Here is a 25539-nt window from a genome sequence, read left to right as displayed (position 1 = left end):
TGCGACCTGCGGGGGTTTCGTCCTGTGCACCTCCCGAACCCGTGTGACAACAACCTGATAACGGGGTATCGCCGGAAGACGAGACCACCCGGGGGGAGGCGTGTTGTGCGTGATGGTGACTGGCTCACGGAGACAGGGGCGCGGATTCGGGGCGTTCTGAAGGTGATGGTGGACGCCGGGTGGCTGCCCGGCGGAGCCGCCGTGATCGGCACCGGCGGCATGTGGGAGTTCGTCGCCGTCGGCCGCATCGACGGCGAGCACGACACCGCCCCGGACGTGGCCTACGACGTCGCGAGCCTGACGAAGGTCATGGCGACCTGGCCGCTGGTCGGCCAGGCGGTCGCCGAGGGGATCATGGACCTGGACGCCCCGATGTCGGAGTACCTGGACGTGGACCACCTGCCCGGCGCGGATGTCACCACGCGGCAGATCCTCACCCACACCGGCCGCCTCAACCCGGTGACCTGGCTGGAGAGGTACGTGGGCACCGACCAGGACCTCGCGGAGGCGATCCTCGCCGACCCGTTGGAGGAACCCGGCTACGCCTACGTCGACCGCGGCTTCATCCTGCTCGGCATGCTCCTGGAACGCCTCTACGGCACGGGCCTGGACCGGCTGGCCCGCGACCTGTGGGAGCAGATGGGCATGCGCTCCACCACCTTCGGCCCCCTGACGCGTTCGCCCGGCGTGGCGCCCACCGAACGCCGCATCCCCGGAGCCGCCCCCACCTGGGGGGTGGTGCACGACGAGGCGGCCGCGCTGATGGGCGGCGTGGCGGGGCACGCCGGGGTGTTCAGCACCGCCATCGACCTCGGCGCGTTCACCCGCGAGATCCTGCGGATGCACGACGGGGGACAGGGGCCGGTGCCCTCCTCCTACGTGCGCGCGAGCTGGCAGCCGCACGTGGACGCGGGGGCCAGGCTGTGGCGCGGCCTGGGCTGGCTGGTCACCCCGGAGGGGGTGGTCTACCACAACGGTTTCACCGGGACGAGCCTGTTCATGCACCCGCAGAGCGGCCGGTACGTCGGCATGCTCACCAACGCCGTGCACTACGGGCGCGACCGGACCGGGCTGGTGGACCTGCGGTCGGCCGCGCGGTCGGCGCTCACGCCGCAGGCGCACGAGTCCTCGTCCTGAGGCGGGTGGCGACTGCTGACGCGGGCGTTGGGAGCGCACCCACGCGGTGGACCGGGGCCGGGGCAGGAGGCGGCTGCGTCAGTAGGGAAACCCCACATGCCGCACCGCCCACGTTTTCGGACGACGCGTGCGCGCGTCACGTCCCGGCGGGGTCCTGCCCGAAGGCGTCACGCCCCGGAGGAGTCACGCCTCCGAGGCGCCGCGGATCGCTTCGGCGAGCCCGCCCAGGAGGTCGGCCAGCCCCGCGGGGCCGGGGACGACCAGGTCGGCGGCCTCGGCCACGGCGGTGACCTCGTCCGAGGACGAGCACACCTTCAGGCCCTCGACGCCCTGGGACCGCAGCCCCGCCACGGCGTCGAACGCGGGCAGGTCGCCGAGGTCGTCACCGGCGTAGAGCACCGCTCGCGGGCCCGTCTCGGCGACGAGCGCGGTGAGCGCCGCGCCCTTGTCCACACCCTGTGGACGGAGCTCGACCACCATCCGGCCCGGCTCCACCTGGAGGTCCGACCGCCGCGCCAGTTCGCTCAGGGAGGGCGTGAGCAGGGCGAGCGCGCCGTCCGGGTCGGCGGTGCGCCTGGTGTGCACCGCCAGCGAGCGCCCCTTGTCCTCGATCCAGGTGCCCTCCGGGGCGCCCAGGTCGTCGAGCAGGCCGGGCAGCTCCTCGCGCACCACCGCCACGCCGGGCGGCGCGGGCGCCGCGGCCACGCGCCCGCCCTCCCAGCGCTCGGCGCCGTAGTGGCCCAGCACGGTGATGCCGGGCACCCGGTCCAGGCCGCCCAGCCGCACCGCCGTCTCGGCGGGGCGGCCGGTGACCACGGCGACCGAGCCCAGGAGCCCGGCCAGGTCGGCGAGCACGTCCACGATCCCCGGGTAGGGGGCGGACGTGCGCGGGTCGGCCACGATGGGCGCGAGAGTGCCGTCGAAGTCGAAGGCGGCCAGCGCCCGCTCGGGTGCGGCGAGGAAGGCGTCGAGCGCGGTGCGTCCGGCGTCCGTGCTGGGTTGGGGCAGGGACATGGAGGGCCTTTCCGGTGGGGCCGCGGGTGCGGGCCGGGCGGGACCGCCAGACTACCGACGCGCTCCCGCGCCGACGGGACTCCACCGCGTGTGTGACGATTGTTTCAGCGGATGTCCGTGCGGTGTCGTGCGTTCGGTCGGCCTCGTGGGACGGCGCTGCCGCTCTCCGTCGCGGGGGTGGCCCGGACGGAGGGCGCCGGCGGGACGGCGGGTGTCGTCACCGGGGCGCGGGGTGGGTACGAACGACCCAAAGGAGAAGAGGGATACGGGAAACGTCAGAGCTGGATGCCCAGCTGGCGTGCGTTGCGTTGACGGCGGCGGTCGGCGCGCAGCCGACGCAGCCGCTTGACGGTCATCGGGTCGAAGGCGAGGGCCTCCGGCCGTTCCACCAGCCCGTTCAGCAGCTGGTAGTAGCGGGTCGCGGAGAACCCGAACTCGTCACGGATCGCCTGTTCCTTGGAGCCCTCGAACTTCCACCACTGGCGTTCGAAGGCGAGGATGCGCTGCTCGCGCTCGGCGAGGGCCGACTGACCGTCTTCGGTCGGACCGATATTCGGCATGGGACACCCCCTGGACGGGAAATTGGTTTGTCCGGATCGGCCCGACTCATGCTAGCGACTCGACATGCCGGATGAGGAGCCGAAACCGCAGGACTGGCACCAGGGATACAGTTACGTTTTCTACCCCTCAGGCCACTTGTCCACGCCTGAATCCTGTGCTCGTGACAGAATTGCCGGGGTCCGGGGAGGGCCGCGTGGAACGTCGACCGCATCGTTCGAGGGAGCCTGACGTGCTCGGGGGCAACAGCCGCAACAGGATACACACACGCCGCGCCCGTGGCGGGGCCAGCGCGGTCTTCGCGGCCGCCACCGCCGCCGTCCTCGGTCTGACCTCGGCTCCGGCCGCGGCGGACCTGATCCCCGACTACCGGCCCGAGCAGTGGGGACTCCAGGCCGTGGGGGCGCCGCAGCTGTGGGAGGAGAACCAGGGCCAGGGCGCCACGGTCGCGCTTCCGGGCGTCTCCGTCGACGAGGGGCACCCGGACCTGGTCGACAACGTCCAGCTGGACACGCGGTTCGGTGAGAACGACGGCGACGTCGAGCAGGGCAACGCCGCGGCCGGGCTGGTCGCGGCCCACGGGTACGGCAGGGACGCCGACGGCGGCGTCCTGGGCGTGGCGCCCGAGGCCACCATGCTCGTGCTGCCCACGCAGGACCGGCTCGACGAGGCCGTGCGGTTCGCCTCCCAGGAGGGCGCCCAGGTCATCCTGCTGCCCGAGCCCGCCGGACCCGACCTCGCCGAGGCCACCCAGGAGGCCTCCGACAACGGCGCGCTGGTCGTCGGCCCGGCGGGGGAGGACGAGGACCCCAACGTGCTCACCGTCGCGGGGACCGACCAGGACGGAGCCCTCATCGAGGGCGCGCCCGGGGCCGGGATGATCGCGCTGACCGCACCCGGCGCCGACCTGGTCACGTCGGGACCGGAGCCGGGCCAGACCGAGGTGACCGGGGCCCCCTACGCCGCGGCGATGGTCGCCGGGGCCGCCGCCCTGATGCGCGCGGAGCACCCGCAGCTGCGGCCCGACCAGGTCCGCGACGCCCTGGTGGACGGCTCCCAGCCCGGCCCCGACGGCCTGCCCGCGCTGCACCTGCCCAGCGCGGAGCAGCAGGCGTCCGGCGTCGCCCAGGACATCCCGCTCATCGACGAGGACCTGGCCGGGCAGGGCGAGCAGTCGGGGCTGGTGCCCGCGTGGGCGTGGTTCGTCACCGTCGGCGCCGTCGTGGTCCTGGGCCTGCTCGTCCTGGTGGTGTGGGTGCGCCGCTCCAACACCGACCCCTACGGAGTGAAGGCCGAGCGCCGCGAGCAGGACGAGCTGATCGCCGCCGAGCGCGCCGCGGAGGCCGCGCCCGCCAGCCGCCGACGCAAGGGCGGACGCCGCCGCAAGACGCGCGGCAACTGAGCCGCGACTGAGTGACCGGAGCCGTCCGTGTCCACCCCTCGGGGGAGGGCACGGGGCGGCTCTGCCGTTCCGGGGCTTCCCCGGCTTTCGCGCGCCCCTCCCGGAGGCTCCCGGCCCGTTCCCGCGCCCCCGCCGGGACGCCCCGGTTCCGGACGCCCCGGTTCCGGACGCCCCTGTCGCACCCCGGCTCCGGTTCCGGACGCGCCGTAACCGGCGGGCGCACGGCACCGCCGGTGTGGGGCCGCTCACACCCCCGCGCCGAGGGCGGGGCCGTTAAGCACTGGCGTCCGGCTCCGCCCGGCGGATAGCGTCCTCACCGCCGGGCACCCCGCCCCGGGGCTCCCACGACAGGGCGGAGAAGCACATGACGCGCATGGCCGACGGCAGCGCTGGCGACGCCGACTACGGTGTCATCGCCCGCACCTACACCGACCACCGCCGTCCCGACCCGCGGATCGCGGCCGCCGTGCACCGCGCGCTCGGCGACGCGCGCACGGTCCTCAACATCGGCGCGGGCGCGGGTTCCTACGAGCCCCTGGACCGCGAGGTCACCCCGGTGGAACCCTCCGCCAGCATGCGGGCCAAACGCCCGGACGCCCTGCCCGCGGCGGTCGACGCCGTCGCCGAGAGCCTCCCCTTCCCCGACGGGGCCTTCGACGCCGCCATGACCACGTTCAGCGTCCACCAGTGGCGCGACCTGGAGGCCGGGCTGGCCGAGGCCCGGCGGGTCACCACGGGCCCCGTGGCCGTGCTCACCTGCGACCCGGACCTGGTCCGCGACTTCTGGCTCCACGAGTACGCGCCCGAGGTCCTGGACACCGAGGCCCGCCGCTACCCGGCGATCGCCGACCTGGCCGCGGGGCTGGGCGGTTCCACCAGCGTCGTGCCCGTCCCCGTGCCCCTGGACTGCTCCGACGGGTTCAACGAGGCCTACTACGGGCGGCCGGAGGGTCTGCTGGAGGTGGGCGCGCGCCTGTCCTGCTCGGCGTGGAGCTTCGTGGACGAGGCGGTGCACGAACGCTTCACCGCCCACCTGTCCCGGGACCTGGCCGACGGGACCTGGGACCGCCGGTTCGGACACCTGAGGGGAGTGCCCGAACTGGAGGGTTCGCTGGTGCTGGTGGTGTCGCTCCCCGACTAGGCGCGGGTCCGCACGGCTCCGCCCGCCGGTCGGGGCCCGGCGGGCGCGCCGGGCGGTCCTCCCGGCCGGAACCGGACACCGGACACGGTGCGTGGTCGCCGCACGTCACGGACCCCCGACGGGCTGTGACGTCACGTCTGCGCGTGCATATGTAAGCAACGCCGGACGGGCTTGACGCGGACACCCGGGGCGGCAAGGCTTTGGAGAATGTCACCCCTCGAAGCGTCTCCTCTGCCCTCACGGGGCGAGCCGCGGGCCGTGATCGCGCCCGAGTTCCGCAACCTCGTCAACGGGCGCGTCCGCCTCTCCGAGTACGACCCCAAATGGCCCTACCTGTTCCGGCGCGAGGACGGGAGGATCCGCGCCGCCCTCGGCGGCCGCGTGCTGCTCTTCGAGCACGTCGGCTCCACCGCGGTGCCCGGCCTCGCCGCCAAACCCTGCGTGGACCTGCTGCTCCTCGTCGCCGACTCCTCGGACGAGGCCGCCTACCTGCCCGACCTCGAAGCCGCCGGGTACTCCCTGGTGATCAGGGAGCCCGACTGGTACGAGCACCGGGTGTTCAAGGGCTCCGAGGTCAACCTCAACCTGCACGTGTTCAGCCGGGGGTGCGAGGAGGCCGAGCGCATGCGCCGCTTCCGCGACCACCTCATCGCCGACGCCGAAGCGCGCGAGCGCTACACCGCGGTCAAGCGCGAGCTGGTGGGGCGGACCTGGGACCGCATCCAGGACTACGCCGACGCCAAGAGCGGCATCGTCCGGCAGCTCCTCGCCGAGGCGGACGCCGGGAGGGGCGCCGCCGACTGACCGGTTCCGGCCGACCGGGCCGCGGCCGAGGGCGTGTACCGTCTCCCGGCGGCGGATACGCCCCCGCCCTGCGGGCTCAGCCCAGCGAGCGCAGCTGGTCCTGGAACCACCGGCGCGGCGGCAGCGCCACCGCCGCCTCGGCCAGCCGCTCCCTGCGCCTGCGCCGCTCCTCAGCGGGCATCGACAGCGCCTCGTGCAGCGCCTCCGCCGTCTCCACGGTGTCGTAGGGGTTGACCAGCAGCGCGTGCCCGCCCAGCTCGTCGGCCGCCCCCGCCTCGTGCGACAGCACCAGCACCGAGTCCCGCTCCGACAGGACCGGGCCCTCCTTGGCGACCAGGTTCATGCCGTCCCGGATCGGGTTTACCAGCAGCACGTCGGCCATCTGGAACGAGGCCAGCGAACGCGGGTAGTCGTCGTTGACCTCCAGGATCAGCGGCGTCCACTCCGGGGTCGCGAACTCCTCGTTGATCTCCTTGGCGGTCCGCAGCACCGCGTCGGTGTACTCCCGGTACTCCGGCACGTCGCCCCGGCTCGGGTAGGCGAACGCCAGGTGGGTCACCCGCCCCCGCCACTCCGGGCGGGCGGTCAGCAGCTCGCGGTAGGCCTCCAGGCCCCGCACGATGTTCTTGGACAGCTCGGTGCGGTCCACCCGCACGATCAGCCTCGTGTCGCCGACCGCGTCCCTCAGGGTGCTCCGGCGCGAGGCCACGGCCGGGTCGGCGGCGCTCTGGCGCAGCCCCTCCTCGTCCGCGCCCAGGGCGTGCACGCCCACCCCGACCACCCGGCCGCCGTGCTCCACGGTGCGCCGCTCGAAGTCGACCTTCGCGCGCAGGATCTCCTCGCAGCAGCGCAGGAAGGCCTCCGCCCAGCGCGGGCTCAGGAAGCCCAGCCGGTCCGCGCCCAGCATGCCCTCCAGCAGCTCGCGCGCGACCTGCCCGGGCAGCATCCGGAAGTACTCCGGGGGAGCCCACGGGGTGTGCGAGAAGTGGGCGATGCGCAGGTCGGGGCGGCGCGCGCGCAGGATCCGCGGCACCAGCGCCAGGTGGTAGTCCTGCACGGCGACGCGGGCGCCCTCGGCGGCGCCCGCCACCAGGGCCTCGGCGAACGCGTTGTTGTAGGCGGTGTAGTCCTCCCACGTCCGCCGGAAGTGCGAGCCGAAGGACGGCTTGTTGGGGGTGTCGTACAGCATGTGCTGCACGAACCACAGGGTCGAGTTGGCCACTCCGGTGTAGGCGCTGTCGAAGGTCTGCCGGGGGATGTCCAGCATGTGGACCCGCATGCCGTCCAGGTCGTGGGCCTGGTCCAGCCGGGCCTGCGGCGCCTCCGCGGCGGCCCGCCGGTCGGCGTCGGACAGGGCGGCGCACACCCAGATGCTGTCGATCTCGGTGGCGACCGAGATCATTCCCGACACCAGTCCGCCCCCGCCGCGCCGGTGCTCCAGCGAGCCGTCGTCGGCGGTCGAGAAGGACACGGGTCCTCTGTTGGAGGCGATGAGGATCTGTGCCTTGTCCACGTGGTGGTCCTCTCGGAGAAAAAGCGGTCGGGGCGGGGCGGTGGTGAAAGGGGGTCGCACCTTATGTCTCGCCTGTCGACAGCCGCCCCAAACCCCGCGCGGGTCAGCGGGGGTGCGCGTCACACGGCCGCCGCGCCGGGGGCGCGCCCCACCGGCCCGGACCAGCGCCGTCTCACCATGTGAGCCGTTTCGTGTTACCCGGGTCACCAGGCGTGGAAAACCGGTCGGCACCTCCGTTACAGTTGCGGTGCGGATCCGACAGGACCAGCACAAAACTTCATATTGCTCATCCAGAGGGGTGGAGGGACCGGCCCTGCGAAGCCCCGGCAACCATTCCAGCACGTGACACCCGCGAACCCGCGGGACGGCTGGGACAGGTGCCAACTCCGGCCTGGGGACAAGGTGTCCGCCAGGAAAGATGAGGGGAGACGCCTCGCCATGGCGATTGCCGCCACCGAACCCACCGCCGCCCGCTCCTTCGGCCCCGGCACCGCGCTCTCCTGTCGCGAGTGCGGCGAGCGCTACGAACTCACCCCCCGGTTCGCCTGCGAGTTCTGCTTCGGCCCCCTTGAGGTCGCCTACGACTTCGGGACCGTCACCCGCGCCGACATCGAGAGCGGCCCCAAGAGCATCTGGCGCTACCGCTCCCTCCTGCCCGTCCCGGCCAACGTCGCCGAGCTGCCCAACATGGCCCCCGGCCTGACCCCGCTGGTGCGCGCCGACCGCCTCGCCGCCGAGCTGGGCCTGGACTCCCTGCACGTCAAGGACGACTCCGGCAACCCCACGCACTCCTTCAAGGACCGCGTGGTCGCCATCGCCGTCGAGGCCGCCCGCACCTTCGGGTTCACCACCCTGTCCTGCTCCTCCACCGGAAACCTGGCCGGAGCCGTCGGCGCGGCCGCCGCGCGCGCCGGGTTCGAGTCCTGCGTGTTCATCCCCGCCGGGCTGGAGGAGGCCAAGGTCGTCATGGCCGCCGTCTACGGCGGCAAGGTCGTGGCCATCGACGGCAACTACGACGACGTCAACCGCTTCTGTTCCGAGCTCATCGGCGACCCGGTGGGCGAGGGCTGGGGCTTCGTCAACGTCAACCTGCGCCCCTACTACGGCGAGGGCTCCAAGACGCTGGCCTACGAGATCGCCGAACAGCTCGGCTGGCGCCTGCCCGAGCAGATCGTCGTCCCGATCGCCTCCGGCTCCCAGCTCACCAAGATCGACAAGGGCTTCCAGGAACTGGTCAAGCTCGGCCTGGTCGAGGACCGCCCGTACCGGATCTTCGGCGCCCAGGCCACGGGCTGCTCCCCGGTCGCGCAGGCCTGGGACAAGGGCATCGACGTCATCCAGCCGGTCAAGCCCGACACCATCGCCAAGTCGCTGGCCATCGGCAACCCGGCCGACGGGCCCTACGTGCTGGACATCGCCAAGCGCACGGGCGGATCGGTGGAGCACGTGGGCGACGACGAGATCGTCGACTCCATCAAGCTCCTCGCCCGCACCGAGGGCATCTTCGCCGAGACCGCGGGCGGCGTCACCACCGGCGTGCTGCGCAAGCTCGTCCGCGAGGGCAGGCTCGACCCCAAGGCCGAGACGGTCGTGCTCAACACCGGCGACGGGCTCAAGACCCTGAACGCCGTCGACGCCGGGGTGAGCGCCACGATCAAGCCGTCGCTGAGCGCCTTCACCGACGCCGGTCTGGCCTAGCCAGCGTCCTTCGGGGCCTCCGCTTCGCTTCAGCCCGTGTTCGGGCGCCCTTCGATGCGGGAATCGGGTTGAAGGAGCGCAGTGGTGTCTCCGGCGGAGCCCCTCAGGCAACAGGATTCGGGTCCTGCTGCCCCGACCACCCGTCATCTCCCACGAGAAGGAAGTCCGCCATGAGCGCCAGCGTCCGCGTGCCCACCATCCTGCGCACCTACACCAACGACGCCTCCGAGGTCACCGCCGAGGGCGCCACCCTGGCCGAGGTCATCGACGACCTGGAGGCCAACTACCCCGGCATCCGCGCCCGCATCCTGGACGACGGCGGCAAGGTGCGCCGCTTCGTCAACGTCTACATCGGCGACGAGGACGTGCGCTTCGAGAAGGGCCTCCAGACCGAGGTCGCCGACGGCGCCCAGGTCTCCATCATCCCGGCGGTCGCCGGGGGCTGCTGAGCCCCGCCGTGAGGGGCGGCCGCGGCGCGACAGGGCGCCGGGCCGCCCCTTCGCCGTCCTCCGCGACCCGCGTGGCAGGGCGCTCCGGAAAACCCGGTGCGCCCGTGACCGCCGCTCCCTAGCCTGGGCGTATGGGCATCGAGATCCGGCTGTTCCGGGAGTCCGACAGGGAAGCGGTCATCGCTCTGGCACTGCGCGCGTGGGAACCGGTGCACGCCTCGCTGCGCCGGGTCCTGGGCGAGGAGGTCTACCCGGCCCTGGTCCCGGACTGGCGGCGCAGCCAGTACGACGAGGTGGCCGGGAGCGTCGACTCCGGGGGCCAGCGCGTGTGGGTCGCCGAGGCCGACGGAGCGGTCGCGGGCTTCGCCACCGCCAGGATGCTGCCCGAGGACGACATGGGGGAGATCCACCTGCTCGCCGTCGACCCCGACCACCAGGGGCGGGGCGTGGGGACGGCGCTGACCGGGGCCGCCACCGACTGGATCCGCGAGCAGGGCGCGATGGTGGCCATGGTCGAGACGGGCGGCGACGACGGGCACGCCCCGGCCCGCGCCACCTACGAGCGCGCCGGCTACACCGCGCTGCCCGTCGTGCGGTACTTCCGCAAGCTGTGATGCCGAGCGGCCCGTCCCCGGCCCGCCGCACCGCCCCGTTCCTGCTCGTAGGCTGGAGGGGATTCCGGTCGAACGAGGGTGGAGATGTCGGCGACGCGGCTGTTGGTCCTGGGTGTGGTGCGCATGGAGGGGCAGGCCCACGGGTACCGGGTGGGCCGTCAGCTCCTGGACTGGGGCACGGAGCACTGGGCCAACATCAAGTGGGGCTCCATCTACCACGCCCTGCGCAAGCTCTCCCAAGAGGGCAGGCTGCGCGAGTTCGTCGCCGAGGGGGACGAGGTGGTCGACCGCGTCTCCTACGCGATCACCGAGGAGGGCGAGGCCGAACTCCACCGCCTCATCCGCCGGGGGCTGTCCCACAGGGGGGACCCCGCGATGCTCTTCGCGGCGGTCACCCTCATGCCCGCCCTGCCGCGCGCGGAGGTCGTCGCGCTGCTGGAACAGCGCCTGGAGCTGCTGGAGAGGACCGACGAGGATCTGCGGCCCTCCGAGGGCTGGGGCGAGCCCGCGCACGTGCGCGAACTCTTCGTCCTGTGGCGGGGCACGATCGGGGCCGAGGCCCGCTGGACGCGTGAACTCGCCGCCTCCCTGCGGGCCGGGGAGTACACCATGGCCGACGACGGCCCCGATGCTTTCGGGCTGCCCCCAAGGCCTGGGGCCTTCGGCCCGCCCCCGGCGTCGGGGACGGTCGCCCGCGACCGCTGACCCGGCGGCCCGTCCGCTCCCGTCGGCTCCGCAGCCTCGGCTCTCCCCGCCCGTGCGGGCCTCTGTCGCCGGGGCCGCCTTACCGGGGGCGCGGGCCAGGTTCTTATTAAACTTTGAATATCTCGTCCGGTGGTGCACACTCTCTCTCGTACTCAAGTTTTAATAAGGAGAGGGATGATCCACACACGTGGGCTGACCCGGGACTTCCGGGTCGGTAAGGAGGTCGTCCAGGCCGTCCGCGGCGTCGACATCGACGTCGCCGAGGGCGAGCTGGTCGCCCTGCTCGGACCGAACGGCGCGGGGAAGTCGACCACGCTGCGCATGCTCACCACCCTGCTCGAACCCACCTCGGGCACCGCCGTGGTGGCGGGGCACGACGTCCGCACCGCGCCCGCCGAGGTACGCCGCAGGATCGGCTTCGTCGGCCAGGGGCACGGCGCCGGAGAGGACCAGCGGGCCAGGGAGGAGCTGTACACGCAGGGGCTGCTGTACGGGCTCGACCGGCGCACCGCGCGCCGCCGCGCCGACGGGCTCCTGGACCAGTTGGAGCTGGGCACCGCCGCCGACCGGGAGGTCACCAAGCTCTCCGGCGGACAGCGCAGGCGCCTCGACATCGCCATGGGGCTCATCCACGAGCCGGGGCTGCTGTTCCTGGACGAGCCCTCCACCGGGCTCGACCCGCACAGCCGCGCCAACCTGTGGGAGCACATCACCCGGCTGCGCGACCGGACGGGGACCACGGTCGTGCTCACCACCCACTACCTCGACGAGGCCGACGACATGGCCGAGCGGGTCCTGGTGATCGACCACGGTCGGGTCATCGCCGACGGCACCGCCGACGAGCTCAAGGGCAAGGTCTCCGGTGACCTGGTCACCCTCACCGTGCCGGACGCCGAACTGGCGCGCACCGCCGCCGAGGTCGCCGAACGGGTGCCCTCCGCCGGGACCGCGGAGGTGCTCGCGGAAGCGGGGCGCGACGCCGAGGTGCGCCTGCGCGTGGAACGCGGGGACACCGTGCTGCCCGAGCTGCTGCGCGGGCTGGACGCGGCAGGTGTCCCGCTGCTCTCCGTCCGGGTGCAGCGGCCCACCCTGGACGACGTGTTCCTGACCCTGACCGGACGCAGCCTGAGGGAGGAGGGCGCATGAGTTCCCACGAGGTGACCGCGACCCCGGCGGAGGAGGCCGAGACGCGGACGGCCGGGGCGACCGCAGTGCGGGGGCCGGGCCCGGTGCGCGACACCGTGACCGTCTTCGCCCGCCAGATGCGTCCGTTCCTGCACCGGCCGCTGATGCTGTTCTTCGGCATGCTGCAACCGGTGCTGTACCTGGTGCTGTTCGCGCCGCTGCTGACGGGGCTGGCCGGTGCCGAGGGGCAGGACCCGTGGCAGTGGTTCGTCCCCGGCCTGCTGGTGATGCTCGGCCTGTTCACGGCCGGGTTCGCCGGTTTCGGGCTGCTGCCGGAGATGTCCTCCGGAGCGCACGAGCGGCTGCTGGCCACCCCGGTGAGCCGGGTGTCGCTGCTGCTGGGGCGGGTCCTGCGCGACGTGGTGATGATGCTGGCGCAGATGGTGCTCATCCTCGTGCTGGTGGTGCCGCTCGGGTTCCAGGCGTCGTTGGCGGGCGCCGTCGTGGGGCTGCTCCTGCTCGCCGTCCTGGGCGCCGGGCTGGCCACGCTGTCCTACCTGGCGGCCCTGGCGGTCAAGCAGACCTACGTGTTCGCGCCCATCGTGCAGACGCTGATCATGCCGCTGATGCTGCTGTCCGGCGTGCTGCTGCCGATGGAGCTGGCACCGCCGTGGCTGTACGCGCTCTCGCGGGCCAACCCGGTGGCCTACGTGGTGGACGCCGAACGCGCCCTGTTCGCCGGGCAGTGGGACGCCTCGGTCGCCGTCGGCTGGGCCGTGGCGGTGGTGCTGGCGGTCGCCGCGCTGGCCGGGGGGTCGCGGGCGATGCGCCGCCTCAGCTCCTGACCCGGGCGCCGCTGCCGCGGGTCGGGCCGAGGTCCGGCCGGAGCCGGGGGCGAAGCCCGGCCGGGGGCAGTGGAACAGGGCCGGAGCCGCGCGCCGGGAGAGGTCGGAACCGGTGCGCGGCTCCGTCCGCTCAGCGCGGAAAACCCGCATGTCATGCGGTGTTTGTGCAGGTAGATGGGGAAATGCCGGGACGGGAAATCGTGACCACATCGTTTGCACTCGCCGGGGGCGAGTGCTAAAAAGGGAACTGGTTAGCACTCGCCTTCACTGAGTGCTAACCGGATCGAGGCTGCGAGATCGCGGCTCCCGGCAGCAGGGTTGCCGGGAGGTTCCGCGGTCGTCCGTCGCGGGCGCATGCCTCGTCCCATCGCGTATCAGCCCGGTCACGGGAGGACAAGAACTCAATGGCAGCCAAACTGATCGCGTTCGACGAGGAGGCCCGTCGCGGCCTCGAGCGCGGCATGAACCAGCTCGCTGACGCCGTCAAGGTCACGCTCGGCCCCAAGGGCCGCAACGTCGTCCTGGAGAAGAAGTGGGGCGCCCCCACGATCACCAACGACGGTGTCTCCATCGCCAAGGAGATCGAGCTCGAGGACCCGTGGGAGAAGATCGGGGCCGAGCTGGTCAAGGAGGTCGCCAAGAAGACCGACGACGTCGCGGGTGACGGCACCACCACCGCCACCGTGCTCGCCCAGGCGCTCGTTCGCGAGGGCCTGCGCAACGTCGCCGCCGGCGCCAACCCGATCAGCCTCAAGCGCGGCATCGAGTCCGCCGTCGCGCGCATCAACGAGGAGCTCGGCAACCTCTCCAAGGACATCGAGACCAAGGAGCAGATCGCCTCCACCGCCTCGATCTCCGCCGGCGACCCCCAGATCGGCGAGACCATCGCCGAGGCCATGGACAAGGTCGGCAAGGAAGGCGTCATCACGGTCGAGGAGGGCCAGACCTTCGGGCTGGAGCTCGAGCTCGCCGAGGGCATGCGCTTCGACAAGGGCTACATCTCGCCCTACTTCGCCACCGACCTGGAGCGCATGGAGACGGTCCTCGAGGACCCCTACATCCTCATCGTCAACTCCAAGATCTCGAACAACAACGAGTTCCTGCCGGTCGTCGAGAAGGTCCTCCAGGCCGGCCGCCCGCTGGTCGTCATCGCCGAGGACCTGGAGGGCGGCGCCCTCCAGACGCTGGTCGTCAACAAGATCCGCGGCACCTTCAAGTCCGTCGCCGTCAAGGCCCCGGGCTTCGGTGACCGCCGCAAGGCCCAGCTCGGCGACATCGCCGTGCTGACCGGCGGCCAGGTCATCACCGAGGAGGTCGGCCTCAAGCTGGAGAGCACCGAGCTCGACATGCTCGGCCGCGCCCGCAAGATCGTCGTCACCAAGGACGAGACCACCATCGTGGACGGCGCCGGTGACGCCACCGCGATCGCCGGTCGCGTGAACGAGATCCGCAACGAGATCGAGCGCACCGACTCCGACTACGACCGCGAGAAGCTCCAGGAGCGTCTCGCCCGCCTGGCCGGCGGCGTGGCCGTCATCAAGGCCGGTGCCGCCACCGAGGTGGAGCTCAAGGAGCGCAAGCACCGCATCGAGGACGCCGTCCGCAACGCCAAGGCCGCGGTCGAGGAGGGCATCCTGCCCGGCGGCGGTGTCGCCCTGCTCCAGGCCAGCGTCCCGGCCTTCGAGAAGCTGGAGCTGGAGGGCGACGAGGCCATCGGCGCCGACATCGTGCGCCGCGCCATCGCCGAGCCGCTCAAGCAGATCGCGATCAACGCCGGCCTCGAGGGCGGCGTCGTGGCGGAGAAGGTCAAGAACCTGGAGCCCGGGTTCGGCCTGAACGCCGCCACCGGCGAGTACACCGACCTGTTCAAGGACGGCGTCATCGACCCGACCAAGGTCACCCGCTCGGCTCTGCAGAACGCGGCTTCCATCGCCGGTCTGTTCCTGACCACCGAGGCCGTCATCGCCGAGAAGCCGGAGAAGGCCGCCGCTCCCGCCGGCGACCCGACCGGTGGCATGGGCGGCATGGACTTCTAGCAGGTCCGTGAGACCTCGGGCCCCCGGGCCCGCAGGTGTCTGAGGTCCGGATACGCGACCTCGCCCGCGACGACCGGGCGGCCCCTTCGGGGGTCGCCCGGTTTCGCCTTTTCCGGGGTGGGGCGCGGCGCTCTTCCTCGTGCCGAACCGGGGGTGTTCCGCGAAGCGTCGGACGGGCGCGGGCGCAGCGGAGCCCCGGGGGCGTGCGCCCGCCGGGTTCCGGCCCGGCCAGCGGTACCCCCGAGGGCGCGGACCGCGTCCTCAGCCGCCCGGAAGGCCTCCAGACCAGCGCCAGCGGTGCCTCCGAGGACGCGGGCGGCAGCGGCCCGAGGCCCCTCAGCCCTCCCCGTGCCAGGCCCGCCACAGGTCGGCGTAGGAGCCGCCGCGGGCCAGCAGCTCGTCGTGGCTGCCCAGCTCGCTGATCCGGCCGTCCTCCACCACCGCGATCCGGTCGGCGTCGTGCGCGGTGTGCAGCCGGTGCGCGATGGCCACCACCGTGCGCCCCGACAGCACCCCCGCCAGCGAGCGTTCCAGGTGGCGGGCCGAACGCGGGTCCATCAGGGACGTGGCCTCGTCCAGCACCAGCACGTCCGGGTCGGCCAGCACCACGCGGGCCAGGGCCAGCTGCTGCACGTGCGCCGGGTCCAGGGAGGCGTCGCCCGACCCCACCCGCGTGCCCAGCCCCTCCGGCAGCGCGCGCACCCACGGCTCGGCGTCCACGGCGGCCAGCGCCTCCCACAGGCGCTCCTCGTCCACCTCGGCCGCGCCCTCGGGCCGGTCCAGCGCCAGCGCCAGGTTCTCGGCGATCGTCCCCCGGAACATGTGGCTCTCCTGGCTCAGCAGGATCGCCCGCGCGCGCCGCTCCTCGGGGAGCAGGACCGACACCGGCGCCCCGCTCACGCGGACGCCGCCCGAGGTGGGCGGGTGCACGCCCGCGATCAGCTTGCCCAGGGTCGACTTGCCCGCGCCGCTCGGACCCACCACGGCCAGGCGTTCGCCGGGCGCCAGCACCAGGTCGACGCCGTGCAGGACCTCGGTGTCGGTGTAGCCGAAGCGCACGTCCTCCACCCGCACCTCACCGGGCCGGGCGGTCCCGGCCGCGTCCGCGGCGGAGTGCGCCTGCCCGTCCGGTTCCCCGGCCAGCTCCACGCCCAGCAGCCTGCGCATGCTCGTGAAGCCCATCATCAGGCTGTCCACCTGGTCCAGCAGCTGGTCCAGGGGCCGCCCCATCTGCCTGCTGAGGAAGACCGCGGTGGCGATCGCGCCCAGGCTCAGCGCGCCGTCCGCGTACAGCAGACCCGCCACCAGGAAGGTCAGCGCGATCGGGAACATGTACCCGAACTCCAGCGGCGGGTACCAGACGCAGCGCAGCCACAGCGTGTACCGCTCCGCCGCGTAGGCCCGGCCCACCTTCCGCTCGTTGAGCGCGATCCGCCGGGCCTGCCGTCCCAGCGACTCGATGGTGTGCGCGCCCTCCACGGTGTCGGTCACGCTCTGGGTCAGTTCCGAGTAGGTGCCCAGCTCGCGCACGTACCCGTCCGGGGCCCTGCGCGCGTACCAGCGCGTGGACAGCCACAGCACGGGCACCGACGGCAGCCACGCCAGCAGCAGGAGCGGGTGCAGGACGGCGAGCGCCGTGGTGACGACCACCAGGGTCACCGTGCTCACCGCCATCACCGGCACCGAGACGCGCACGGTGTGGCTCAGGTGGCCGATGTCGCGGCCGGTGCGCGCCACCAGGTCGCCCGTGCCCGCCCGCTCCACCACGCCCATCGGGAGCCGGAGCACCGCGCGCACGAACTCCTCGCGAAGTTCGGCCAGCACGCTCTCGCCGAACCGGATCGAGGCCGCCACGGACGCCAGGGTGAACCCGGCGTGCAGCACCAGCGCCACGACGATGAGTCCGGCGAGCACGTCGACGCGCGAGGCCGCCTGCTCCGACGTCCCGGACGGCGCCCCCTCCGCGCGCACGGTGTCGATGATCAGACCCAGGATCCAGGGCGAGGCCAGCGCCATGAGCGCGGCCGTCCCGTACAGGAGCACGACGACGGCGAGCAGCCGTCCGTGCTCGCGCCCGGCCCGGCGCAGCCGCCCCCACACGGCCTCGACCGGTGCGATCGGCAGCCCCGCCGCGTGGTGCTCCGCGGGATCGGTGGGCGTGGCGGGATCGGTCGGCGCTCCGGGCACGCGGGGCGTCCCGGCCGCCCCGGACACCCGGGGCGTGTCGGGCACTCCGGACGCCTCGGACGCCCGCGGCGGGCCGAGGGTGTCGGCGTTGTCGGCGGCCCGGGTCATGGCTTCCCCTCCGTGGGAACGGCGCGCAGGACGGTGGCGGCGTAGCCCGGGCAGTCGGCGAGGAGGGCGCGGTGGGTCCCCTCGGCCGTGAGGCGGCCTTCCTCGACGAACTGCACGCGGTCGGTGTGGTCGAGCAGCAGGGGACTGGTGGTGACCAGTCCGGTCGTGCGCCCCGCCCGCTCGGCGGGCAGTCCGGCGGCGATCGCGGCCTCGGAGTGGGCGTCCACGGCGGAGGCGGGCTCCACCAGGACCAGGATCTCCGGCTCCAGGGCCAGGGCGCGGGCCAGGCGCAGGCGCTGCTGCTGGCCGCCGGAGTACTCGCGGCCGCGTTCGGTGAGCAGCGCGTCCAGCCCGGCGGCGGACTGGCGCACCACGTCGTCGGCGTGCGCGGTGCGCACGACCTGGGCCAGTCGTTCGTCGGAGATCCCCCGCTCCGGGGACAGTTCGCCGCGCAGGGTTCCGGAGAACAGGTGCGCGTCGTTGGTGGCCACCAGGACGCGGCGGCGCACCAGGGACCGGGGCAGGTCGCGCAGGCGCACGGTCCGGCCGGTGCCCGCCTCGATCAGCGCCGCGTGTGCGCCCTCCTCGTCCCGGTAGCGCCCCAGGCGCTCGGCGATGGCGGTGGCGTCGGAGGGGTCGGCGCAGACCACGCCGGTGGTGCGGTGCGCGGCGAGGGTCACCCCGCTGCCGGGGTCGTGCAGGTCGCAGGGGCCGGTCGGTTCCGGCTCGGGGCGCTCGGGGTCGGGGTGGTCGTGCTCCAGGTTCAGCACGCGCACCACGCGCCCCGCGGCCACCCGGGCCGAGACGTACATGGACAGGGAGCGCATCAGGTGGCGCACCGCCGCGGAGAGCGTGCCGGTGTAGCCGTAGAACGCGACGAGCTGGCCGACGCTGATCTCCCCGGTCAGGGCCAGGCGCGCGCCGTACCAGACGATGCCGACCAGGAGCAGGCCCGGGAGGAGTTCGCGCACGGCGTTGAGGGCGGCGTCCACCCAGCCCACGCGCATGGCGGCGGAGCGGACCCGCTGGGAGGCGGCCCGGTAGCGGTGGTCCACGGTGCGCTCGCCGCCCACGCCCCGGAGCACGCGCAGGCCCGCGACCAGGTCGGTGGCCAGGGTGGTGAGTTCGGCCTGCCGGTCGCGCTGGTGCTCCTGGCGACGGGAGAACAGGTTCAGCAGCGGGACCATCCCCGCCATGATGAGCGGGACCGACACCAGGACGATGACGCCGAAGGTGACGTGCGAGGTGAGCATGAAGGCGCTGACCGCGGCCACCGTCACGAAGGCGGCCAGGAGCTGGCCCACCGTCTCGTAGAAGTCGCCGACGCGGTTGATGTCCTCGGTGCCCACGGCCACCACCTCGCCGGAGGGCAGACGCCTGGTCAGCGTGGGGCCCATGCGCACGGAGTGGTTGGTGACCACCTGGATCGTGCGGTAGGCGGACGCGTACCAGTTGAAGCACTCGGCCCGGTGGGAGATGGGGACGAGTGCGACGGCGGTCGCGATGAGCGCGCCGAGGACGCCGAACCAGCCCAGGAGGGCGTCCAGGTCGCCGCGGGTGATTCCGGAGTCGAGGGCGGCGCCGAGCGCGGCGGAGATGAGCACGCCGGTGAGCATGAAGGCGCCCGTGGTGGTCCCGGCCCACAGCAGTGGGCGGCGCTCCTTCCGGGCGAGCCACCACAGGAACCGATCGGCCGAACGGCGTTCGGGAACGCCGGCGGGCTGGGGAAGTGTCCGCACAGTATCCGGACTGTAACCAGGGGGAGGGGCGCGGGCCACTCATTTTCCCGCGGCGAGGAGGGGCCGGGCGCGGGTCAGTCGACGGTGCCCTCGGCGTGGAGGAGTTCGATGAGGCGGCGCACCGCCGGGGCGCAGCGCCGGCGGTCGGCGAAGCCGATCCACGCGAGTTCGGCGATCTCGTTGTCCGCCGAGATCTCGCCGTCGTACTCGGCGGTGTGGCACGACAGGCGGACGCGGGTGCCCGGGCCCTGGCCGTGGGCGGCCTCGTCGATCACCGCGATCCGGCGGACCGTGTCCGGCCGCAGCACCACGCTGACCTCCTCCAGGGCCTCGCGGGCCACCGCGGCCTCGTCGCTCTCCCCGGGCTCGCGCTTGCCGCCGGGCAGGTAGAACAGGTCCACCCCGTCGGTGCGCGCGCACAGCAGGCGCCCCTCGCGGACGTGGACCCAGGCCAGGGCGTCGATGACGGCGGGGGAGGAGGGCGGGGTGGGTGACATGTGACCACCCTATGTCAGGGCGTGGTTGTCACCTTTGGGAAACACAGTTGTTACCCCCCTGGGGGCGAGGGGCCCCGCCGGGTACTGTGACTTTTTGGGAGCGCTCCCATGCGCGCAGTAACGGGGAAGCAGGGAAACCGGGGAACACCACACCGAAGGAAGGCTCATGTCCCGCACACGCATAGCCGTCGGAGCAGCAGTGAGCTCCGTCTCGGCCCTGGCCCTGGGAGCGGCGCTGCTCGCCACGGCGCCCGCCTCGGCCGCCGGGTCCGAGTTCTACGTCAACCCCGACACGTCGGCGGCCGTATGGGTCGAGGAGAACCCGAACGACCCCCGGGCCGACGTCATCCGCGACCGCATCGCCTCGGTCGCCCAGGCCACCTGGTTCACCCAGTACAACCCCGACGAGGTCCGCGACGACGTGGACGCGGTGGTCAGCGCCGCCGACGCCCAGGGGCAGACCCCCATCCTGGTGGTCTACAACATCCCCGGCCGCGACTGCGGCAACCACAGCGGCGGCGGGGCGCCCAGCCACGACGCCTACCGCGCCTGGGTCGACGAGGTCGCCGCGGGTCTGGAGGGCCGGTCCGCCACCATCGTCCTGGAGCCCGACGCCCTGCCGCTGGTGAGCGCTTGCAGCGACCCGTCCCAGCTCCTGGACTCCATGGCCTACGCGGGCAAGGCGCTCATGGGGGGCTCCTCCGAGGCCAGGGTCTACTTCGACATCGGCAACTCGGCCTGGCTCGGCCCCCAGGAGGCCGCCGACCTGCTCAACGGCGCCGACGTCGCGAACAGCGCGCACGGCGTCGCCACCAACACCTCCAACTACAACTGGACCCACGACGAGGTCGCCTTCGCCGAGGCCGTGATCGCGGCGACGGGCGTGTCCGGGCTCGGCGCCGTGATCGACACCAGCCGCAACGGCAACGGCCCCGCGCCCCAGAACGAGTGGTGCGACCCGCCGGGGCGGATGATCGGCCGCCCCAGCACCACCGACACCGGCAACCCGCTGATCGACGCCTTCATCTGGACCAAGCTGCCCGGTGAGGCCGACGGCTGCATCGCCCCCGCGGGGCAGTTCGTGCCCCAGGCCGCCTACGACATGGCGGTGAACGCCCCCGACCACCCCACCGACCCGGGCGAGCCGACCGACCCCGAGGAGCCCACCGACCCGCCCGCGGGCGAGGGCTGCACGGCCGACTACCGGGTCGTCAGCGAGTGGGGCAACGGGTTCCAGGCGGCGGTGACGGTCACCGCCGAGGACTCCCTCAGCGGCTGGACCGTGACGTGGACCTACGCCGACGGGCAGCGGTTCACCCAGGGCTGGAACGCCGAGTTCTCCAGCAGCGGGTCGCGGGTCACCGCCTCCGACATCGGCTGGAACGGCACGCTCGGCGCCGGCGGCAGCACCGAGTTCGGGTTCACCGGGACCCACGGCGGTAGCAACAGCACGCCCGAGGTGACGTGCTCCGCGGCCTGACCGCGCTGACGGGGCGGGACGCGGCGCGTCCCGCCCCGTCCTCCTGGCCGCCTCCGGCCAACCGCGCCGAACCCCGTACCCCGGGGCCGGGGAAGCACTAGCATCCCCGGTGGGTGAAGGGCGGACACGGATGACGATTCCACAGGTGGGCGAGCGGACCCTGGTGGAGGACAGCGCCTGCGGCGGGTTCCCCGCGCAGGAGGCCGGTCCCCGGCAGGCCCGCGAACGGGCCTACAACCTCTACAGCGCGGCCGTCGGCGCCTGCCTGAGCAGGACCGGGCTCCGGGAGCGCGCAGCCGAACTCCTCGCGCGGGAGGCCCGGCTGCCCTTCCTCGACGACGGGGAGGTCGCCCGGATCAACCGCGAGCTCCCGCAAACCGTCGCCGAACTGCGGGCCGAGCCGGTCCGCGTCCGCGACGGCGCGGCCCCCGGGGAGCCGGGCCCCGTCCTGGCCGGGGCCGACCTGGAGGCCCTGTTCGACCTCGCGCTCCGCGACCGGCTCACCGGACCGGCCCGCGAGCGGCCCCGGCTCCTGCTCCTGGGCGGCCAGCCCGGCTCGGGCAAGTCCACCCTCCAGCGCCTGGTCCTGCCGTTCCTGCCCGAGGGCACCGTCAGCTACGACGGCGACGACCTGCTGCGCCTGGCGCCCGACTACGAGTGGGCGATGGCCGCCGACGACCGCGCCGCCTCCTCGTCCCTGGCCCGGCAGGTCGGCGGCCTGCACGGGCTGGCCATGGCGCACCTGCGCGCGGGCCGTGTGGACGTCGTGTGCAGCCACCCCCTCGGCCGCGCCGACTGGGCCGCGTCCTGGGTGGAGGGGTTCCGCGAAGCCGGTTACCGGGTCGAGGTCGCCCTCGTGGCCACCCACAGCTCCAACAGCCGCTTCGCGATCGCCGACCGGTACGCCCGGGCCCGCGCTGACCAGGGTTTCGGCAGGTGGATGCCCGAACTCCACCATGACCGTTTCTATCTGGGCCTTCCCAACACGGTGGAGTTCCTGGAGACCCACCGGCTGGCGGACTCGCTCTACGTCCTCTCCCGCGACGGCGACGTGCTCTACGCCAACCACCGGGATGAGGACGACTGGCGGACCGAACCGTTCGGGCGCGTCGCACTGGAGGCCGAACGCGGGCGCCGGGAGCTGTGGCGCGCGTCCGGGCGCGCCCCGCGCAGCGCCGTCTGAGGGGCCCGGCGGGCTGCCGTCCGGGCGCGCCCGGCGGGTCCTCAGCCCCGGGCCGCCAGCCTCCGCACGGCCTCCCGGTCCTCCTCGCCGAACCGCTCCTCCAGCTCCTCGGGCGCGGCGTCCAGGTCGATCCGCGACACGGGCGCCCCGCGCGCGGACTCGATCGCGCCGAGGCGGCGCAGCGCGCGGTCGCCCGCGTAGCGGACCAGTTCGCCCGGCGGCAGTTCGTGGCGGCGGGTCGCCGGGTCGCCCGGGGGCTCCTCGCCGTGTTCCACCGTGGACGTCACGTGCGGCAGCAGATCGTCCAGCCGCTCGCGCACCACGTCCCAGTTGGCGTCGTCGGCCGCGACGTGGCGGCGGCACGTGAAGGTGCCCCACGCCATGTGGCGCCGCTCGTCGTCGCCGATCCCGCGCACGATCCGGCGCATCCCAGGGAAGACGTCGTGCACCGTGCACAGGTGGTTCCAGGCGTAGTACCCGGTCAGCGCCAGCGAGCCCTCGATGACGTGGTTGTAGGTCACCGAGGCGCGCACCTGGTTGCGCGGGCTCGGGTCCTCCAGCAGCGCCTCCAGGGATCCGGGCAGCTCCTCGTAGAACAGCGTCCGGTAGCCCGGGTTGTCGTCCACGTACCCGTGCAGGTCCTCGTGGACCCCGAGCGCGTCCAGCCACAGCCGGAACGCCTGGACGTGCCTGGCCTCCTCGAACGCGAACTGGGTCAGGTACATCTCGTCGCCCAGCCGCCCCTCCGCGGCCATGGCCCGCAGGAAGGGCTGGATGTCCTCCGTGACCGCCTCCTCGCCCGCCACGAAGAACGCGCACAGCCGCAGGATCCGCTCCCGGGCCCCCTCGCCCAGCCCCTCCCAGTCCTCGGCGTCCCGGCTCAGGTCGATGTCGGCCGGGTTCCAGAACCGGGCGTTGCCCTTGGCGAACAGCTTGAGCGGGAGGGAGTCCCAGTTCAGGCCGCCGCCCCGGAGCGAGTGGAAGCCGCTGCGGCGCCCCGCGGGAGCGGACGGGGGCGGTGCGGGGGTCGGGGAGACGGGCACGGGGAGGACCTCCTGGCCGCTGGGGGGAACTGCTGTGCCCTCATGATTGGACACGGGAGGCGTTCGTGTAAAGAGCGATCGGGGTGTGCGGCGCCAGAACCGAATCCGACTCTGCGGATGTGCGACCGCGGCCGTTGACGGCGCGCCCCCGCCGAAACGGTACGGTCGGGGAGTACCGACCGCACCGAACGATCGGGGAACGACGTGTTCTGTGGTGATCCCGGCACATCCGGCTACACCGCGTGCGCCGCCCAGACCCAGCTCTTCGCGTTGGCCTCCGCCATCCCCGCCCTGCTCGGCATGGCGCTCCTCGTGGCGGCCTTCACCGCCCCCTCCGTGCGGGGCGACCGGCTCCTGCGCACCCGCACCCTGAGCTACTCCCTGGTGGCCTGGGGGATCGCCGCGGGCACCTACGTCATGGGCGGTCTGCCGTCCTTCTGAGCCGACGGGGCCCCGCGGGCGGCCCCAGGGCGCACGCGCCCCGCCGGGCCGCGCCCGGGACCGCCCGCCCCGGTCAGATCTCCTCGCCCGACAGCAGGTCGCCCGCGTCGGTGATCCGGTAGGCGTACCCCTGCTCGGCCAGGAAGCGCTGCCGGTGCGCGGCGTAGTCCTGGTCCAGGGTGTCGCGCGCCACCACCGCGTAGAAGCGGGCGGCGCGGCCGTCGGACTTGGGGCGCAGCACCCGGCCGAGCCGCTGGGCCTCCTCCTGCCGCGAGCCGAAGGACCCCGACACCTGCACCGCGACACCGGCCTCGGGCAGGTCGATGGAGAAGTTCGCGACCTTCGACACCACCAGCGTCCGCAGGTCCCCGGAGCGGAAGGCGTCGAAGAGGCGCTCGCGCTCCTTGTTGCGGGTCTCGCCCTTGATCACCGGCGCGCCCAGCGACGCGCCGAGCTCGTCCAACTGGTCGATGTAGGAGCCGATGACCAGCACCTGCTCCTCGGGGTGGCGCTCCACGATCTCCCGGACCACGGAGTTCTTGGTCTCGGAGGAGGCGCAGAACCGGTAGCGGTCCTCGGGCTCGGCGGTCGCGTACGCCAGCCGCTCGGCCTCCGACAGGTCCACCCGGACCTCGACGCAGTCCGCGGGGGCGATCCACCCCTGGTTCTCCATGTCCTTCCACGGCGCGTCGTAGCGCTTGGGGCCGATCAGCGAGAACACGTCGCCCTCGCGGCCGTCCTCGCGCACCAGGGTCGCGGTCAGGCCCAGCCGGCGCCGGGCCTGGAGGTCGGCGGTCATCCGGAAGATCGGTGCGGGCAGCAGGTGCACCTCGTCGTAGACGACCAGGCCCCAGTCGCGGGCGTCGAACAGCTCCAGGTGCGTGTACACGCCCTTGCGCCTGGCCGCCATGACCTGGTAGGTGGCGATGGTGACGGGGCGGATCTCCTTGCGGGTGCCCGAGTACTCGCCGATCTCGTCCTCGGTCAGCGAGGTGCGCCGCAGCAGCTCGGTCTTCCACTGGTGCACCGACACCGTGTTCGTCACCAGGATGAGCGTGGTCGCCCCGGTTATGGCCATCGCCGCAGCGCCGACCACGGTCTTGCCCGCGCCGCACGGCAGGACCACCACGCCGGACCCGCCCGCGTGGAAGCTCTCCGCGGCCTCCTGCTGGTAGCCGCGCAGCTCCCAGCCGTCCTGGGCGAGGTCGATCCGGTGCGCCTCGCCGTCCACGTACCCGGCCAGGTCCTCGGCGGGCCACCCGATCTTGAGCAGCGCCTGCTTGAGGTTGCCGCGCTCGCTCGGGTGCACGGCGACCGAGTCCTCGCCCAGCCGCTCGCCCAGCATTCCCTTGAGCTTCTTGGCGCGGACGACCTCCTCCAGCACGGCGCGGTCGGAGGACTCCAGGACCAGTCCGTGCCGCGGGTCGCCCACGATCCGCAGCCGACCGTAGCGGTCCATCGTCTCGGCGATGTCCACCAGAAGCGAGTGCGGCACCGGGAACTTGGAGAACCGGATCAGCGCGTCCACGACCTGCTCGGCGTCGTGTCCGGCGGCACGGGAGTTCCACAGGGCCAGCGGTGTGATCCGGTAGGTGTGCACGTGCTCGGGCGCGCGTTCGAGTTCGGCGAAGGGGGCGATGGCCCGGCGGCACTCGCCGGCCAGCTCGTGGTCGACCTCCAGCAGGAGCGTCTTGTCGGACTGGACGATCAGGCAGGACAACACGGACCTTCAATCTCGCGGAGCGGGGGCGGCCACAGGTGCAACGCATCCGGGCCTCCGATCATGCCCGGGGCCCGCGCCCCCGTCCTCCCGGGCCGTC

At 73.2% G+C, this 25539-nt stretch carries 22 protein-coding genes and 1 riboswitch; of the genes, 14 read left to right on the top strand and 8 right to left on the bottom strand.

The annotated features are described in order from the left end of the window. Positions 1 to 105 precede the first annotated feature (105 nt). The gene (locus tag PV789_RS25810; RefSeq protein ID WP_274974951.1) at positions 106 to 1137 is read left to right on the top strand and encodes a serine hydrolase domain-containing protein; all 1032 of its coding nucleotides are present in this window, start codon (positions 106 to 108) and stop codon (positions 1135 to 1137) included. Between the two features lie 183 nt (positions 1138 to 1320). On the opposite strand, the gene otsB is transcribed toward PV789_RS25810, so the two are convergent. Next, a complete protein-coding gene (gene otsB, locus PV789_RS25805; protein WP_274974950.1) occupies positions 1321 to 2151 on the bottom strand; it encodes a trehalose-phosphatase in 831 nt (276 codons plus the stop codon). Between the two features lie 275 nt (positions 2152 to 2426). Next, positions 2427 to 2711, bottom strand: coding sequence for a DUF3263 domain-containing protein (locus PV789_RS25800; RefSeq protein WP_013155209.1), 285 nt, complete (start codon positions 2709 to 2711; stop codon positions 2427 to 2429). A 230-nt stretch (positions 2712 to 2941) separates the two neighbouring features. Here PV789_RS25800 and PV789_RS25795 point away from each other — a divergent pair, with 230 nt between their 5' ends. The 3 genes from PV789_RS25795 (at position 2942) to PV789_RS25785 (ending at position 6056) form a co-directional block, all read left to right on the top strand. Then, complete coding sequence (locus PV789_RS25795) at positions 2942 to 4111, top strand: S8 family serine peptidase (protein ID WP_274974949.1); 1170 nt, start codon at positions 2942 to 2944, stop codon at positions 4109 to 4111. Positions 4112 to 4475: 364 nt separating this feature from the next. Further along, positions 4476 to 5252 (top strand): class I SAM-dependent methyltransferase, encoded by a 777-nt coding sequence (locus tag PV789_RS25790; protein WP_274974948.1) that lies wholly within the window; start codon positions 4476 to 4478, stop codon positions 5250 to 5252. 207 nt (positions 5253 to 5459) lie between these two features. Next, entirely contained in the window at positions 5460 to 6056 is a 597-nt protein-coding gene (locus tag PV789_RS25785; RefSeq protein WP_274974947.1) for a GrpB family protein, read from the top strand. Positions 6057 to 6132: 76 nt separating this feature from the next. Here PV789_RS25785 and PV789_RS25780 read toward each other — a convergent pair whose 3' ends face one another. Next, positions 6133 to 7569, bottom strand: a complete 1437-nt coding sequence (locus PV789_RS25780) for an alpha,alpha-trehalose-phosphate synthase (UDP-forming) (RefSeq protein WP_274974946.1) — start codon at positions 7567 to 7569, stop codon at positions 6133 to 6135. A gap of 283 nt (positions 7570 to 7852) precedes the next feature. Then, a riboswitch (SAM riboswitch) is annotated at positions 7853 to 7994 on the top strand. A 13-nt stretch (positions 7995 to 8007) separates the two neighbouring features. On the opposite strand from PV789_RS25780, the gene thrC reads away from it, so the two are divergent. From thrC to groL, 7 genes are all read left to right on the top strand, one after another. Beyond that, positions 8008 to 9267 carry a threonine synthase gene (gene thrC / locus PV789_RS25775; protein ID WP_212642613.1) on the top strand — a complete coding sequence of 420 codons (1260 nt, stop codon included), beginning with the start codon at positions 8008 to 8010 and terminating at the stop codon, positions 9265 to 9267. 170 nt (positions 9268 to 9437) lie between these two features. Next, complete coding sequence (locus tag PV789_RS25770) at positions 9438 to 9716, top strand: ubiquitin-like small modifier protein 1 (RefSeq protein ID WP_212642614.1); 279 nt, start codon at positions 9438 to 9440, stop codon at positions 9714 to 9716. A 131-nt stretch (positions 9717 to 9847) separates the two neighbouring features. After that, a complete protein-coding gene (locus PV789_RS25765) occupies positions 9848 to 10330 on the top strand; it encodes a GNAT family N-acetyltransferase (RefSeq protein ID WP_274974945.1) in 483 nt (160 codons plus the stop codon). Between the two features lie 84 nt (positions 10331 to 10414). After that, complete coding sequence (locus tag PV789_RS25760; RefSeq protein ID WP_274974944.1) at positions 10415 to 11035, top strand: PadR family transcriptional regulator; 621 nt, start codon at positions 10415 to 10417, stop codon at positions 11033 to 11035. A 174-nt stretch (positions 11036 to 11209) separates the two neighbouring features. Continuing rightward, positions 11210 to 12181 carry an ATP-binding cassette domain-containing protein gene (locus tag PV789_RS25755; RefSeq protein WP_274974943.1) on the top strand — a complete coding sequence of 324 codons (972 nt, stop codon included), beginning with the start codon at positions 11210 to 11212 and terminating at the stop codon, positions 12179 to 12181. Beyond that, the gene (locus tag PV789_RS25750) at positions 12178 to 13005 is read left to right on the top strand and encodes an ABC transporter permease (RefSeq protein WP_274974942.1); all 828 of its coding nucleotides are present in this window, start codon (positions 12178 to 12180) and stop codon (positions 13003 to 13005) included. Before PV789_RS25755 ends, PV789_RS25750 begins: the two co-directional genes overlap by 4 nt. A gap of 404 nt (positions 13006 to 13409) precedes the next feature. After that, entirely contained in the window at positions 13410 to 15041 is a 1632-nt protein-coding gene (gene groL, locus PV789_RS25745; protein WP_274974941.1) for a chaperonin GroEL, read from the top strand. Positions 15042 to 15377: 336 nt separating this feature from the next. Here groL and PV789_RS25740 read toward each other — a convergent pair whose 3' ends face one another. The 3 genes from PV789_RS25740 to PV789_RS25730 all read right to left on the bottom strand — a co-directional run bounded on the left by PV789_RS25740 (position 15378) and on the right by PV789_RS25730 (position 19572). Continuing rightward, entirely contained in the window at positions 15378 to 17336 is a 1959-nt protein-coding gene (locus tag PV789_RS25740; protein ID WP_274974940.1) for an ABC transporter ATP-binding protein, read from the bottom strand. Next, positions 17333 to 19075, bottom strand: coding sequence for an ABC transporter transmembrane domain-containing protein (locus PV789_RS25735; RefSeq protein WP_274974939.1), 1743 nt, complete (start codon positions 19073 to 19075; stop codon positions 17333 to 17335). Before PV789_RS25735 ends, PV789_RS25740 begins: the two co-directional genes overlap by 4 nt. A 74-nt stretch (positions 19076 to 19149) precedes the next feature. Further along, the gene (locus PV789_RS25730) at positions 19150 to 19572 is read right to left on the bottom strand and encodes an NUDIX hydrolase (RefSeq protein ID WP_274974938.1); all 423 of its coding nucleotides are present in this window, start codon (positions 19570 to 19572) and stop codon (positions 19150 to 19152) included. A 166-nt stretch (positions 19573 to 19738) separates the two neighbouring features. Between PV789_RS25730 and PV789_RS25725 the strand changes: the two genes are divergently transcribed. Both PV789_RS25725 and PV789_RS25720 read left to right on the top strand, forming a co-directional pair. Beyond that, positions 19739 to 21052 (top strand): glycoside hydrolase family 6 protein, encoded by a 1314-nt coding sequence (locus PV789_RS25725; RefSeq protein ID WP_274974937.1) that lies wholly within the window; start codon positions 19739 to 19741, stop codon positions 21050 to 21052. A gap of 130 nt (positions 21053 to 21182) precedes the next feature. Then, positions 21183 to 22235, top strand: a complete 1053-nt coding sequence (locus PV789_RS25720; protein ID WP_274974936.1) for a zeta toxin family protein — start codon at positions 21183 to 21185, stop codon at positions 22233 to 22235. Between the two features lie 41 nt (positions 22236 to 22276). On the opposite strand, the gene PV789_RS25715 is transcribed toward PV789_RS25720, so the two are convergent. Continuing rightward, the gene (locus PV789_RS25715) at positions 22277 to 23278 is read right to left on the bottom strand and encodes a R2-like ligand-binding oxidase (RefSeq protein ID WP_274974935.1); all 1002 of its coding nucleotides are present in this window, start codon (positions 23276 to 23278) and stop codon (positions 22277 to 22279) included. 204 nt (positions 23279 to 23482) lie between these two features. On the opposite strand from PV789_RS25715, the gene PV789_RS25710 reads away from it, so the two are divergent. Next, positions 23483 to 23719 carry a hypothetical protein gene (locus tag PV789_RS25710; protein ID WP_013155191.1) on the top strand — a complete coding sequence of 79 codons (237 nt, stop codon included), beginning with the start codon at positions 23483 to 23485 and terminating at the stop codon, positions 23717 to 23719. 73 nt (positions 23720 to 23792) lie between these two features. On the opposite strand, the gene PV789_RS25705 is transcribed toward PV789_RS25710, so the two are convergent. Continuing rightward, positions 23793 to 25439 (bottom strand): DNA repair helicase XPB, encoded by a 1647-nt coding sequence (locus PV789_RS25705; protein WP_274978257.1) that lies wholly within the window; start codon positions 25437 to 25439, stop codon positions 23793 to 23795. Between the last annotated feature and the right edge of the window lie 100 nt (positions 25440 to 25539).

This window comes from Nocardiopsis camelliae (assembly GCF_028993595.1).
GTDB classification, from domain to species: Bacteria; Actinomycetota; Actinomycetes; order Streptosporangiales; family Streptosporangiaceae; genus Nocardiopsis; species Nocardiopsis dassonvillei.
The sequence above is the reverse complement of the archived record's forward strand: the minus strand, read 5'-3'. Positions and strand labels throughout refer to the sequence as shown.